This window comes from Vibrio campbellii CAIM 519 = NBRC 15631 = ATCC 25920 (assembly GCF_002163755.1).
Lineage (GTDB): Bacteria > Pseudomonadota > Gammaproteobacteria > Enterobacterales > Vibrionaceae > Vibrio > Vibrio campbellii.
Genome location: NZ_CP015863.1, coordinates 3,085,598 through 3,098,428, shown reverse-complemented (window position 1 = coordinate 3,098,428; position 12,831 = coordinate 3,085,598). Strand labels below are relative to the sequence as shown.

Below are 12,831 nucleotides of genomic sequence, written 5' to 3'. Positions count from 1 at the left end.
TTGCTCAGATTCAAAAACGAAATCGAAAACAGAATTTAGAAAGGAAATCAAAGATGGCTGCTAAAGACGTTAAATTTGGTAATGACGCACGAGTTAAAATGCTAGAAGGCGTAAACGTTCTAGCTGACGCAGTAAAAGTAACACTGGGTCCTAAAGGTCGTAACGTAGTTCTAGACAAATCTTTTGGTGCACCAACGATCACTAAAGATGGTGTATCAGTAGCGCGTGAAATTGAACTGGAAGACAAATTCCAGAACATGGGCGCACAAATGGTTAAAGAAGTTGCGTCTAAAGCAAACGACGCAGCGGGTGACGGTACAACAACAGCAACCGTACTAGCGCAAGCAATCGTAAACGAAGGTCTAAAAGCAGTTGCAGCGGGTATGAACCCAATGGACCTTAAGCGCGGTATCGACAAAGCAGTTATCGCAGCGGTTGAGCAACTAAAAGAGCTATCTGTTGAGTGTAACGACACTAAAGCAATCGCACAGGTTGGTACTATCTCTGCGAACTCTGACTCAAGCGTAGGTAACATCATTGCTGAAGCAATGGAAAAAGTTGGCCGCGACGGTGTTATCACTGTTGAAGAAGGTCAAGCACTACAAGATGAGCTAGACGTAGTAGAAGGTATGCAGTTCGACCGCGGTTACCTATCTCCTTACTTCATCAACAACCAAGAAGCTGGCAGCGTTGAGCTAGAAAACCCATTCATCCTTCTGATCGATAAGAAAGTATCGAACATCCGTGAACTTCTTCCAGCACTAGAGGCAGTAGCAAAAGCATCTCGCCCACTACTGATCATCGCAGAAGACGTAGAAGGTGAAGCACTAGCAACACTAGTTGTGAACAACATGCGTGGCATCGTTAAAGTAGCAGCAGTGAAAGCGCCTGGTTTCGGTGACCGTCGTAAAGCAATGCTACAGGACATCGCTATCCTAACGGGCGGTATCGTGATTTCTGAAGAAGTGGGTCTAGAGCTAGAAAAAGTAGCACTAGAAGACCTAGGTCAAGCGAAGCGCGTTGCAATCACAAAAGAAAACACAACCATCATTGATGGCATGGGTGAAGAAGCAATGATCCAAGGTCGTGTTGCTCAAATCCGTCAGCAAATCGAAGATGCAACTTCAGACTACGACAAAGAGAAACTACAAGAGCGCGTTGCTAAGCTAGCAGGCGGTGTAGCAGTAATCAAAGTTGGTGCAGCAACTGAAGTTGAAATGAAAGAGAAGAAAGACCGCGTAGAAGACGCACTACACGCGACTCGCGCAGCGGTTGAAGAAGGCGTAGTTGCTGGTGGTGGTGTTGCACTAATCCGCGCTGCATCTAAGATTGTTGACCTAGAAGGCGACAACGAAGAGCAAAACGTTGGTATCCGCGTTGCACTACGTGCAATGGAAGCGCCAATCCGTCAAATCACGAAGAACGCAGGTGACGAAGAGTCAGTAGTAGCGAACAACGTGAAAGCGGGTGAAGGTTCTTACGGCTACAACGCAGCGACAGGCGAATACGGCGACATGCTAGAGATGGGTATCCTAGATCCAACTAAAGTAACTCGTAGCGCACTACAATTCGCAGCATCAGTAGCAGGTCTAATGATCACAACTGAAGCGATGGTTACTGACCTACCACAAAAAGACGGCGCAGGTATGCCTGACATGGGTGGTATGGGCGGTATGGGTGGTATGGGCGGCATGATGTAATAGCCAGCCTATCTCTTTGCTCTCATGCCTTAGAACAAAGAGCTATTACCGATAAAGTTCGATAAGCCGAGGAGAATACCTCGGCTTTTTTGTGCCTGATTTTTTGTGTGAGAAAGGAGCACTAGCACTGGTGCTGGAGGTTGGCATTACGGAGCAGTGAAAAGTAGCGTTAGAGCGTATGCTTTAGCTCATTGCTTAAAGCATAAGGTAAGGTTGGCTAAAGTATTCCTAATATTGGCTAAAACGGCAAACACTGAGCAATCCCTACAGTCCACCCGATCCAGCTGTAAAAACTCCGACTACAACTTGTGACTTAGCAAAGTTTTTCAATTCATTAAGATAGATTGATTTGAATTTTTCGTGAGCTGCCCGACTATCCTCCGCTTTTATAATATCACCGATGGGCTCGAACCCTTGTTCGATGAGCTGTTCACTTTCAGTTGTAAACGATCGGCTATTTGTATCTAAATGTAATGACACTGAATCCTTGTTATAAAATTGAAATGAAGCCATAGCTAACCCTCTCTGGTTGTTAATTAAACAGTTAGCATGCTAGTTAAAGGCATAAAAAACGTCCACTTTAAAATAGTGTCCAAATATGTAGAGCTTCTATCCTAATTCATTGAGTTTGCGAATATAACTATTTTAAATCAATGATTGAGCACTCCACAGCCATAAATATTTTATTATGACTTCCAGCTAACACTTAACGAGAGGTAATGAAGCAAGATCTGTACATTACACTATGTTGTAAATTAACAACCCCCAATGGAGATGAAAATGAAAAAGCTAATGACGTCACTGGCTGTTGCAGCCGCTATTGCTTCACCTGTTGCCCTTGCTGACAGCACGCCAGTTATGTTCTCGACTATCGATAATACTAACGCACCTTCTAACTCTTCTGTTGGTGGTGTTCGTCTTGCGGTTCTTCACGGTCAAGTGAACGAAGTGAAAGGTGTCGACTTCTCTCTACTAGGTATGTCTGAAACAGACCGCACTACGGGTGTTAACTTCGGCCTTTTCTTTGGTGCGTCTAAAGTAAACAAAGAAATGAAAGGTGTTTCGCTAGGTCTATTCAACTGGAACCAAGGCCAAACTACGGGTCTTAACCTAGGTGCGGTAAACGTGACTAACAATGTTGAAGGTCTAAACTGGAGTGCTGTGAACTACTCTGAAGGTTACACAATGGCAGACATCGGTCTGGCAAGTATCTCTAAAAAATCTAACTTCCAGCTAGGTTTCTTCAACATGACAGACCATATTGACGGCGTTCAAATTGGCCTTCTAAACTGTGCGGACAACGGCTTCTTCAAGTGTTTCCCAATCGTGAACTTCGCTAAATAATCAGCGAGCTTCGCCAAAAGTTAAGTCACCTTCCTAACTTAACGCTAGATACAAAAAGACCCCAGCATGATGTTGGGGTCTTTTTTATTGAGCTGTCTATTTGATTAAACGCGTTGATGTTTTTCGTTGCTGCATTTTCTGGTGTACACCACGACGTAGCGCTTTGACGCGATTTTCGGCTCGGTCCACGCCAAGCAAAACGGTCAGTGCCAAGACGGTAATGATGATCGACTGCGATAAGTAACCTAAACCAATCATCAAGCCCAACCCTGCCAATACCCAAATCACTGCTGCAGAAGTTACGCCATGGATTTTTCCGTCTTGAGTCATCATCACACCAGCACCTAAAAAGCCAACGCCCGTGATGATCTGACCCAACACGCGAGCTTGGTCGAGTGTATTTGGCGAGAGTGACACTGCCATCGACATAAACAAGTAAGTGCCTGAGATAACGAGAATTGCGGTACGAATACCAACGGGCTTACCTCGTGTCTGGCGTTCTATGCCGATCATCAAACCATTGATAGCACAGCAAAGTAATGCAGCCCAACTGAATGGGCCAAGAGCGAAATAGTGTTCAAAAGTTGCTTGCATCTTAACCTCCAAATTTGCGGAGTATGCATAGATAAGACCGTTCGATCGAACAAAAGCTTTTGCTCGTAACGACAACCTTTATACGGCTAGCAACTTACTCTAGATGCAGATCCAGAGGCGTTTTACTTGGACGACCGCCAATTTCACGGGTTAGCTTAGGTACTAGGTAACCGGAAACTTGCGTGATCACGCCGCGCATGATTGTTTTGGCTTCTTCATCGGAAACAAAGTAGTGCGCCGCACCTTGGACTTTATCCAAAACGTGTAAGTAGTAAGGTAAAATGCCCGCATCAAACAAGGCTTCGTTTAACGCAACCTGTGCATCAATGCTGTTGTTGACGTCTTTCAGCAATACGGCTTGGTTTAGCAAGGTCACTCCGGCTTGCTTAAGTTTCGCCATTTGAGCGGCAAATTCAGCGTTGATTTCGTTAGCGTGGTTGATGTGCGTCACCAACACGATTTGCAGACGAGAAGCGCGAAGTCGTTGGCATAGCTCATCAGTGATACGAGCAGGAATCACCACTGGCAAACGGCTGTGAATACGCAGGCGTTTGATGTGTGGGATTTGTGCGATGTGCTCCAATAACCAGTGGATCTCATCGTCTTTTGCCATCAAGGGATCGCCACCAGAGAAGATCACTTCGTTAAGCTCTGGTTGCTGCCCCATGTACTCTAAGCACTTTGTCCATGCTTGCTTGCCGCTTTTATTCTCTTGATAAGGGAAGTGACGACGAAAGCAGTAACGGCAATTCACCGCGCAGCCACCTTTCACGATCATTAGGGCGCGATTGCGGTATTTGTGCAGCAACCCAGGCAATTCGTTGTCTTGTTCTTCCAAAGGATCATTGGAATAGCCTTCATGGACCTCAAACTCTTCGCTCAAAGGTAAAACTTGGCGCAAAAGTGGATCGTAAGGATTGCCTTTTTCCATCCTATCGACAAAACTTTGCGGTACACGCTGTGCAAACAGCTTGCGTGCAGCAAACCCGCCTTGCCATGGCGATGGATCTATTTCCAACATTTCCAGCAATTTTGCAGGATCAGAGATCCCATTCGCTAACTGTTTGAGCCAGTTTTGCTCAACAGATTCGACTTTTCGGGTTATTATGTGCGGCATTGAATTTAGCTCTAAGAATGTAAGAGGAAAAAATGGCTACAGTTAGCACCAATGAATTTAAAGGCGGCCTTAAGTTAATGCTTGATAACGAGCCTTGTGTAATTCTGGAAAACGAATACGTTAAACCAGGTAAAGGCCAAGCGTTCAACCGCGTTAAAATTCGTAAACTTCTTTCTGGTAAAGTGCTAGAGAAAACATTCAAGTCTGGTGACACTTGTGAAGTGGCAGACGTAATGGATATCGACCTAGATTATCTATATTCAGACGGCGAATTCTACCACTTTATGAACAACGAAACTTTCGAGCAGATCGCTGCAGACGCGAAAGCAGTTGGCGACAACGCTAAGTGGTTGGTAGAAAACAACACTTGTATGATCACGCTTTGGAACGGTAACCCAATTACTGTGACTCCACCAAACTTCGTTGAGCTAGAAGTTACAGATACAGATCCAGGCCTGAAAGGTGATACTCAAGGTACTGGTGGTAAACCAGCGACGCTATCAACTGGCGCTGTTGTACGTGTTCCACTATTCATCGCAATCGGTGAAGTGATCAAAGTTGATACTCGTACTGCTGAATACGTAGGTCGTGTGAAGTAATTCACCCAAACGTACTCGATGAAAAAGGTCGCTTCGGCGGCCTTTTTTATTACCTGTCATTCTCCTCGCCCTCATCCCTGTCGTCAAAAATCGATATCTGCCGCAAATTCTCGGTGATTTTGTATTATTCGTAAAAATCTTATTAATTCCATGAATCTTTCGATTATTTCTTAATGTCACAATTTGATACATTAGTCCTCGTTGTCAGAGAGTTGCATAGCAATTTGATTTTTATCGATTTAACTCAATGACAATCCAAAAGGAGAACAAAATGGAAAGCAGAGGCTTAGGACGAGGTTTAAAAGTGGAAGAGAGACGTCAGTTACTACATAAAGGATTGAAAGCAGCCGTATTTGGTATCCCGCTGCTAGCAATTGGCTTAACGATTAATAGCTCAGTGCTAATGACTGATGCGGGTTACAGCTATGTGCATCAGAACAATATTACCGGTGAATTGGACGTATTCACGGAGCCGGGCATTCATTTTCGTATGCCGTTTTTGTCCAAGATCACCAAGTATGACCAAGTGATCACCGTGTCATTTGGTAATAGCAAGGGCGAGGATTTTTATCAACGTCTTGATGCGGTGCAGGTTCGCTTTGCTGATACCTACATTGGTCAGATCCCAGTGACATTTCGCTTCAAGCTCAGCAATGACCCTGAAGCGGTTAAGAAGATGCATAAAGAGTTCCGTAACAACAGCAACCTTATCGATGCACTGCTGGTGAAGAACGCGCGTAATGTGACAGTGATTACCGCAACCCAGTATACGGGTGAAGAGTTCTTCCAAGGTGGTTTGAACCAGTTCAAATCCAAATTGGGTGACCAACTGCGTGAAGGTATTTATCTGACTGAGCGTCGTCAGGTCGAAGTGGAAGAGCTAGACCTTGCTCCGGTGGGTGCGAATCAGTCGAACGCGAACCAACTACAACGTACTAACCAATTGGTGTGGAAAACGGTTCCGGTTGTGGATGGAACGGGGCAACCAATCCGACAGGATAACCCGCTACAGCAATACGGTATTCAAGTGACGCAGGTGACCATCGGTGACCCGCAGCCAGAGAAGCAGCTTGATCAGTTGTTGGCAGATAAGAAGCGTCTAGTTGCTGACCGTATCCGTGCGATTCAGGAGCAAGAGACCTCGAAAGCACAAGCAGAGACAGAGCAGTTACGTAAAGAGATTCAACGCACTCGTGAAGTACAAGATGCTCAGCGCAGTAAAGAGCTCGCGATCATCGCACAGCAAAAAGAAGTCGAAGTTGCGCGTCAAATTGCGGAGCGTGAAATCGTCGAAGTAGAGAAAACTAAGCGATTGGCTGAGGTGGAAAAAGAGAAAGAGCTAGCGGTAGCGGAAGCGAACCTAGCGATTCAAAAAGCCAATGCTTTGTCTGCGGAGTTTGAAGCAAAAGCGATTCTTGAAAAAGGCCGCGCAGAAGCGGAAGTCTTGAAAGCGAAGTACGCAGCTCTAGGTGCAAACCGAGAAGTGTACTTGGCAGAGTTGAACCGAGATGTGGCGAACTCGCTGTACAACAACCTGCAAAACTTCCAAGTGCAGATGCCACAAAACTACATCGGTGGTGGTGAAGAGACAGGTCTTAAAACCAACCTTGATGTCATTACTGGCTTTGGCGCATTGGGCTTAATGGACCAAACCAAGAAGGTCACACAGCAATAAGATCATGGGTGGTAAAAAGCTAAAAAAGCAAAAAGATCATGGGTGACCAAAAGCTCTGACAATTGTACAAATCAGAGTAATGCAGAGGCTGATACGTGTTATCGGCCTCTCTTTTTTGTTGGTTATCTATTGCTGAATATTTGCGCTTTATCTCAATATCACATTGATTTTAAGAAGATAAAAAGGCGAGGGTGAAATTTGTGGCTATAGTAAATCGACACCCAACAAGCGCAAGGAAGCACTATGTCGAATCAAGAACAACATCACCCACTCAATGATTTTGTTGAATACCCACCACAAGAAATGGCAGCAAGAGCTGTACATAATCTTGAGCAACTTCAACGCCGTCATTCCATTCGTAGCTTCTCTGATCGTCCAGTGGCGAAAGAAGTGATTGAGCATTGCATTCGAGCAGCAGGTACAGCTCCGAGTGGGGCAAACCATCAGCCTTGGCATTTTGTTGCGATTAACTGTGCGGAAGTGAAAGGGCAGATCCGCCAAGCCGCTGAAGAACTAGAGCGTTCTTTCTATGAAGGGAGAGCAGGGCAAGAATGGTTAGATGCACTGAAGCCACTCGGTACCAATGCCAGTAAGCCTTATCTAGAAAAAGCACCGTGGTTGATTGCGGTGTTTTCGCAGAAGAAGGGCGGCATGAGTAACGATGGGGAACAAACTAACTATTACGTGCACGAGTCAGTCGGGATTGCCACAGGCTTTTTACTTCAAGCGCTGCACAATGCAGGTTTGGGGACGTTGACACACACGCCAAAGCCGATGAGCTTCTTGAGTAAGATTTGTGGGCGAGACAGCGATGTCGATCGTCCGTACATGTTGATTGTGACCGGTTATCCGGAAGAAGACGCAACCATTCCAGAACATGCAATGCACAAAAAGTCACTGGATGAAATCGCGACCTTTATTGAATAGTGTCTAAAGCGAATAGCGCTGACGATAAACACAAATAACAGGCAATAAAAAAGCTGGCGATGTGCCAGCTTTTTTCATTTTCCGTCAGCGTCTTAAATCATGAAGATAAAGACAACAGCCAGTGCCGAGATAAGACCTGCAAACGCGTAACATGCGATCTTACCTACCACACCTGTGTGGAATTTAAGGTCGTGCATGCCGTGGTGTACACGGTGCATTGCATGCCACATTGGCAACGCTAGCGTACCGATGATGAACAGTGCTCCAATGATGCTAGTTGCGAACTCAGAAACGCGCTCGTAGCTCATTGCTTCTGCATCAATCACACCTAGTGGAACTAGGATGCCGAGTACGAGTACCGTGATTGGCGTGATCATTGCGAACCAAGTACCACCGGCACCAAATAGACCCCACCAGATTGGCTCATCAGAACGTTTCGGTGCTGTATTAACACTATAATTCGGTTTCATTACTCAAGCTCCTTACATCACGATGAGAACGATCAGTGAGATGAACGCAACTGCTGCCCACTGAGTCAGAACGATGATTTTCTTATCCACTGGTTTGCCTTTCAGACGAATTGGCATAACTTGTGGCATCATGCTGAAGAAAGTTTGTGCGTGGAATAGGCTACCTAGTAGTGCAACGATGTTGATCGCTACCACGATAGGGTTTGCCATGAACTCCAACCAACCTTGCCAAGCTTCTGGGCCTTTCACTAGTGAACCTAGACCGAAAGTCAGGAAGATAGTGAACAGGATCAGAGGGAGCACAGTTGCTTCACGTAGCATGTAGAAGCGGTAGAAAGGATGGTTCTTCCACCAAGTGCGTTTTACTTCACGAACGTAAGGTTTACGGTTGCTCATCCTTATGCCTCCACTTTTTTCGGTGAACCATCAGGTTTCAACATAGCAATTACGAAGTCCATGGAAGACTCTACTTTGCCTTGGTTTACTGCCGCTGCAGGATCTACGCTCTTCGGACAAACTTCAGAACAGTAACCTACGAACGTACAACCCCAAGCGCCGTTTTCACCATTGATCAGCTTCATGCGCTCATCTTTACCGTTGTCACGGCTGTCTAGGTTGTAACGGTGTGCCATAGTTAGAGCAGCAGGACCGATGAACTCAGGGTTCAAACCGAACTGAGGACACGCTGCGTAGCAAAGACCACAGTTGATACAGCCAGCAAACTGCTTGTATTTCGCCATTTGCTCAGGCGTTTGCAGGTTTGTGCCGTCTTCTGGTTTGCGGTCGTTACCAATGATGTAAGGTTTGATCGCTTCTAGGCGCTCGATGAACGGCGTCATATCAACGATCAAGTCTTTCTCGATTGGGAAGTTTGCTAGTGGCTCGATAGTCACGCCATTCGGGTAATCACGTAGGAAGCTCTTACAAGCTAGCTTAGGCACGTTGTTTACCATGATGCCGCAAGAACCACAGATCGCCATACGACAAGACCAGCGGTAAGACAGATCTTTATCTAGGTGATCTTTGATGTAGCCAAGCGCATCAAGCACAGACATGGTTTCATCAAATGGAACTTCGAATGTTTGCGTGTATGGTTCCGCGTCCTTCTCAGGGGCGTAACGCAGAATGTCTACTTTTTGAATGCGGTTTGCTGACATTATGCTTGCTCCTCTGCGCTCTTCGCTTCTGCTTCAGCGGCTTTTTCAGCTGCTGCGGCTCTCTCTGCCGCTTCACCGTATAGACGCGCTTTAGGCTGAGATTTAGTGATCTTCACGTTGCTGTAGTCGATGCTTGGTTCAGCATCTTCTTGGAAGAAAGCGAGTGAGTGTTTTAGGAAGTTCTCGTCATCACGTTCAGTGCAACCGTCGTCTAGACGTTGGTGCGCACCACGAGATTCTTTACGCAGGATTGCAGAGTGAACCATTGCTTCTGCTACCTCTAGACCGTAGCCCACTTCGATAGCGTATAGAAGGTCAGTGTTGAACACTTTGCCTTTGTCTTTGATGCTGATTTTCTTGTAACGAGCTTTCAGCTCAGTGATCTTTTCAATCGTTGCTTGCATCAAATCTTCTTGGCGGTAGATACCACAACCTGCTTCCATGGTGTGACCCATTTCAGTACGGATATCTGCCCAGTTTTCATCACCTTCTTGGTTCATTAGAGCAGCAATGCGGTCTTCAACTGTTTTCACCTGAGTCGCGATAGACACTTCGTTCCAGCCTTTGAATTCTGCCGCGCGTTTCACCGCTTGTTCACCTGCAACGCGACCGAATACTACGAACTCAGCCAGTGAGTTAGAACCTAGACGGTTTGCACCGTGAAGACCAACTGACGCACATTCGCCAACCGCGAATAGACCTTTAATGCGAGTTTCACATTCGCCGTTAGTCTCAATACCACCCATGGTGTAGTGAACCGTTGGACGAATTGGAATTGGCTCTTTTGCAGGGTCAACGTTCACGTAAGCTTTCGCTAGCTCACAAATGAACGGTAGACGCTCTTGTAGATACTCTTCACCCAGGTGGCGAAGGTCTAGATGCACCACATCACCAAGAGGGTGTTTGATGGTGTTGCCTTTCTGTTGTTCGTGCCAGAAAGCTTGAGAAACTTTGTCACGAGGACCCAGTTCCATGTATTTGTTCTTAGGTTGACCCACTGGAGTCTCAGGACCCATACCGTAGTCTTGTAGGTAACGGTAGCCGTCTTTATTGACGATGATACCGCCTTCACCACGACAACCTTCAGTCATCAGGATACCTGTGCCAGGAAGACCGGTTGGGTGGTACTGAACGAATTCCATATCACGTAGAGGAACGCCGTGACGGTAAGCCATCGCCATGCCGTCGCCCGTTACGATACCGCCGTTGGTGTTACAGTGGTAAACGCGACCTGCGCCACCTGTTGCTAGTACGACAGACTTCGCCTTAATCGTTACTAGTTCACCTTCAGACATGTGGATTGCAATCAGACCTTGTACTTCACCTTCATCAACAAGCAAGTCAACAACAAAGTACTCATCAAAGCGCTTGATGTTGTCGTACTTCATCGACGTCTGGAATAGCGTGTGAAGCATGTGGAAGCCAGTTTTATCTGCAGCGAACCAAGTACGTTCAACCTTCATACCACCAAAGCGGCGTACGTTGACCTCACCGTTCTCTTTACGACTCCATGGGCAACCCCATTGCTCCATTTGGATCATTTCGCGAGTCGCGTTCTCTACAAAGTATTCAACAACGTCCTGTTCACATAGCCAGTCACCACCGCCAACAGTGTCGTTGAAGTGGTTGTCTAAGCTATCTTCATCCTTGATAACTGCTGCTGAGCCACCTTCTGCAGCAACCGTATGGGAGCGCATTGGGTAAACTTTAGAAATAAGTGCTACTTCTAAGTCCGGGTTTGCTTCAGCCGCTGCAATAGCAGTACGAAGACCAGCGCCGCCTGCGCCGATGACTGCGATATCTGTGGTGATAATTTGCACAGTTATCCTCCAGTGTGTGATTGCGGAAATCCGCTTGTTATTGTGAGTGTGAGGGAAGGGTTTTAAGGCAATCCCTCAAAAGTAGTAGGGTTAGTGTAGGGGAGCCTTATGGCAGAAAAATTGATGTATTTGGTTTTTTTCTCCGGTAATGCACACAAGAGCATAGAAATTCTAGGTTATGTGACTGCTATCACGGCACGAAACGGTTGAGGCATAAACGTAAACTCGGTCAATGTTACATAGGTGTTGCGCGACATTACCCTCATTGATAATAGGATTAATTGTGAGTGTTTTTTGTACTGTGGAACGTGAAATACTTGCTTCAATTTTAATCGAGTTTTATTCGTATTTAGACGGATGAAATTAAGATGAATCCCCTATCGATGAACTAGGCAAAGCGTGCCAAAATTGCTATTTTCCTCGCTCACTAATGTATTGAGAGTCTTGTTATGCAAACGACCTGGCAACCTACCGCTTCTATGGAACAACTTCGTCAACGTGCCGCGTTGATCACCGCTATTCGTCAATTCTTTGCCGAGCGACAGGTGATGGAAGTTGACACGCCAGCCATGAGTCACGCCACGGTGACCGACATTCATTTGCATACCTTCCAAACAGAGTTTGTTGGACCGTGCTATGCCGATGGCAGCAAACTGTTCTTTATGACCAGCCCTGAATTCCATATGAAGCGCTTGCTAGCAGCGGGCAGCGGCTGTATCTACCAGATCAACAAAGCGTTTCGTAACGAAGAGAATGGTCGTTATCACAACCCCGAGTTCACTATGCTGGAGTGGTACCGCATCGGCTTTGATCACCACAAGCTGATGGACGAAATGGACGATCTGCTGCAACTGGTGCTGAAGTGTGGCGCGGCAGAACGTATGACTTACCAGCAAGCTTTTATTGATGTGCTAGGCGTGTGCCCATTAGAAGGCTCGATGCAAGAGCTAAAAGTGGTCGCGGCTAAGCTAGGGCTAAGTGACATTGCCGAGCCTGAAGAGGATCGCGATACCTTGCTGCAACTACTGTTCAGCATTGGTGTCGAAGCCAAGATCGGTCAGCAAGTGCCTGTATTTGTTTATGACTTCCCTGCATCGCAGGCGGCGCTGGCCAAGATCAACCCGCAAGACAACCGAGTGGCGGATCGCTTTGAGGTGTACTTCAAAGGTATTGAGTTGGCGAACGGCTTCCACGAGCTGGATAACCCGAAAGAGCAATTGGCGCGTTTTGAACAAGATAATGCTAAGCGTCTGGAAATGGGCTTGAAGCCACAGCCGATTGATTACCACTTGATCGGCGCATTAGAGGCGGGCTTACCAGATTGCGCAGGCGTGGCGCTCGGCGTTGATCGCCTGATCATGTTGGCATTGGGTTGTGACCATATCGATCAAGTGACCGCTTTCCCATTCCCTATTGCTTAAGGATTGA

General features: G+C 46.5%; 13 protein-coding genes. 6 read left to right on the top strand and 7 right to left on the bottom strand.

The window, feature by feature from the left end; genetic code table 11:
- Window positions 1-53: 53 nt before the first annotated feature.
- Window positions 54-1,700: a chaperonin GroEL gene (gene groL, locus A8140_RS14920; RefSeq protein WP_005425042.1), complete on the top strand. Its 1,647-nt coding sequence runs from the start codon at window positions 54-56 to the stop codon at window positions 1,698-1,700.
- Between the two features lie 264 nt (window positions 1,701-1,964).
- Here groL and A8140_RS14915 read toward each other — a convergent pair whose 3' ends face one another.
- Window positions 1,965-2,213 carry a hypothetical protein gene (locus A8140_RS14915; RefSeq protein WP_005530913.1) on the bottom strand — a complete coding sequence of 83 codons (249 nt, stop codon included), beginning with the start codon at window positions 2,211-2,213 and terminating at the stop codon, window positions 1,965-1,967.
- A gap of 267 nt (window positions 2,214-2,480) precedes the next feature.
- Between A8140_RS14915 and A8140_RS14910 the strand changes: the two genes are divergently transcribed.
- Window positions 2,481-3,044: a VC2662 family protein gene (locus A8140_RS14910; protein ID WP_005530915.1), complete on the top strand. Its 564-nt coding sequence runs from the start codon at window positions 2,481-2,483 to the stop codon at window positions 3,042-3,044.
- Window positions 3,045-3,140: 96 nt separating this feature from the next.
- Here the strand turns inward: A8140_RS14910 and A8140_RS14905 are convergent, their stop codons facing one another.
- Both A8140_RS14905 and epmB read right to left on the bottom strand, forming a co-directional pair.
- Window positions 3,141-3,638, bottom strand: coding sequence for an MgtC/SapB family protein (locus tag A8140_RS14905; RefSeq protein ID WP_005530917.1), 498 nt, complete (start codon window positions 3,636-3,638; stop codon window positions 3,141-3,143).
- A gap of 94 nt (window positions 3,639-3,732) precedes the next feature.
- Complete coding sequence (gene epmB, locus A8140_RS14900; RefSeq protein ID WP_005530919.1) at window positions 3,733-4,755, bottom strand: EF-P beta-lysylation protein EpmB; 1,023 nt, start codon at window positions 4,753-4,755, stop codon at window positions 3,733-3,735.
- Between the two features lie 32 nt (window positions 4,756-4,787).
- Here epmB and efp point away from each other — a divergent pair, with 32 nt between their 5' ends.
- From efp to A8140_RS14885, 3 genes are all read left to right on the top strand, one after another.
- Window positions 4,788-5,354: an elongation factor P gene (gene efp / locus A8140_RS14895; RefSeq protein WP_005425036.1), complete on the top strand. Its 567-nt coding sequence runs from the start codon at window positions 4,788-4,790 to the stop codon at window positions 5,352-5,354.
- Window positions 5,355-5,625: 271 nt separating this feature from the next.
- Window positions 5,626-7,029: an SPFH domain-containing protein gene (locus tag A8140_RS14890; RefSeq protein ID WP_005425046.1), complete on the top strand. Its 1,404-nt coding sequence runs from the start codon at window positions 5,626-5,628 to the stop codon at window positions 7,027-7,029.
- Between the two features lie 243 nt (window positions 7,030-7,272).
- Window positions 7,273-7,956 (top strand): nitroreductase family protein, encoded by a 684-nt coding sequence (locus A8140_RS14885; RefSeq protein WP_005530921.1) that lies wholly within the window; start codon window positions 7,273-7,275, stop codon window positions 7,954-7,956.
- A 92-nt stretch (window positions 7,957-8,048) separates the two neighbouring features.
- Here A8140_RS14885 and frdD read toward each other — a convergent pair whose 3' ends face one another.
- Genes frdD through frdA form a run of 4 tightly spaced genes read right to left on the bottom strand, consistent with a single transcriptional unit; the run spans window position 8,049 to window position 11,403 of the window.
- Entirely contained in the window at window positions 8,049-8,426 is a 378-nt protein-coding gene (frdD, locus tag A8140_RS14880) for a fumarate reductase subunit FrdD (RefSeq protein ID WP_005425034.1), read from the bottom strand.
- A gap of 12 nt (window positions 8,427-8,438) precedes the next feature.
- Entirely contained in the window at window positions 8,439-8,822 is a 384-nt protein-coding gene (gene frdC, locus A8140_RS14875; RefSeq protein ID WP_005425044.1) for a fumarate reductase subunit FrdC, read from the bottom strand.
- 2 nt (window positions 8,823-8,824) lie between these two features.
- Window positions 8,825-9,583, bottom strand: a complete 759-nt coding sequence (locus A8140_RS14870) for a succinate dehydrogenase/fumarate reductase iron-sulfur subunit (protein ID WP_005530924.1) — start codon at window positions 9,581-9,583, stop codon at window positions 8,825-8,827.
- Window positions 9,583-11,403, bottom strand: coding sequence for a fumarate reductase (quinol) flavoprotein subunit (gene frdA, locus A8140_RS14865; protein WP_005530926.1), 1,821 nt, complete (start codon window positions 11,401-11,403; stop codon window positions 9,583-9,585). Before frdA ends, A8140_RS14870 begins: the two co-directional genes overlap by 1 nt.
- Window positions 11,404-11,852: 449 nt before the next feature.
- Here frdA and epmA point away from each other — a divergent pair, with 449 nt between their 5' ends.
- Complete coding sequence (gene epmA / locus A8140_RS14860; protein WP_005530927.1) at window positions 11,853-12,824, top strand: elongation factor P--(R)-beta-lysine ligase; 972 nt, start codon at window positions 11,853-11,855, stop codon at window positions 12,822-12,824.
- Window positions 12,825-12,831: the final 7 nt, after the last annotated feature.

What these genes read in the sequence shown, in the direction of transcription:
- A8140_RS14905 (WP_005530917.1), bottom strand. Translation starts at nt 3,638, where the DNA reads ATGCAAGCAACTTTTGAACACTATTTCGCTCTTGGCCCATTCAGTTGG.
- A8140_RS14885 (WP_005530921.1), top strand. Translation starts at nt 7,273, where the DNA reads ATGTCGAATCAAGAACAACATCACCCACTCAATGATTTTGTTGAATAC.
- frdC (WP_005425044.1), bottom strand. Translation starts at nt 8,822, where the DNA reads ATGAGCAACCGTAAACCTTACGTTCGTGAAGTAAAACGCACTTGGTGG.
- epmA (WP_005530927.1), top strand. Translation starts at nt 11,853, where the DNA reads ATGCAAACGACCTGGCAACCTACCGCTTCTATGGAACAACTTCGTCAA.
- A8140_RS14915 (WP_005530913.1), bottom strand. Translation starts at nt 2,213, where the DNA reads ATGGCTTCATTTCAATTTTATAACAAGGATTCAGTGTCATTACATTTA.
- efp (WP_005425036.1), top strand. Translation starts at nt 4,788, where the DNA reads ATGGCTACAGTTAGCACCAATGAATTTAAAGGCGGCCTTAAGTTAATG.
- A8140_RS14890 (WP_005425046.1), top strand. Translation starts at nt 5,626, where the DNA reads ATGGAAAGCAGAGGCTTAGGACGAGGTTTAAAAGTGGAAGAGAGACGT.
- groL (WP_005425042.1), top strand. Translation starts at nt 54, where the DNA reads ATGGCTGCTAAAGACGTTAAATTTGGTAATGACGCACGAGTTAAAATG.
- frdD (WP_005425034.1), bottom strand. Translation starts at nt 8,426, where the DNA reads ATGAAACCGAATTATAGTGTTAATACAGCACCGAAACGTTCTGATGAG.
- epmB (WP_005530919.1), bottom strand. Translation starts at nt 4,755, where the DNA reads ATGCCGCACATAATAACCCGAAAAGTCGAATCTGTTGAGCAAAACTGG.
- A8140_RS14910 (WP_005530915.1), top strand. Translation starts at nt 2,481, where the DNA reads ATGAAAAAGCTAATGACGTCACTGGCTGTTGCAGCCGCTATTGCTTCA.
- A8140_RS14870 (WP_005530924.1), bottom strand. Translation starts at nt 9,583, where the DNA reads ATGTCAGCAAACCGCATTCAAAAAGTAGACATTCTGCGTTACGCCCCT.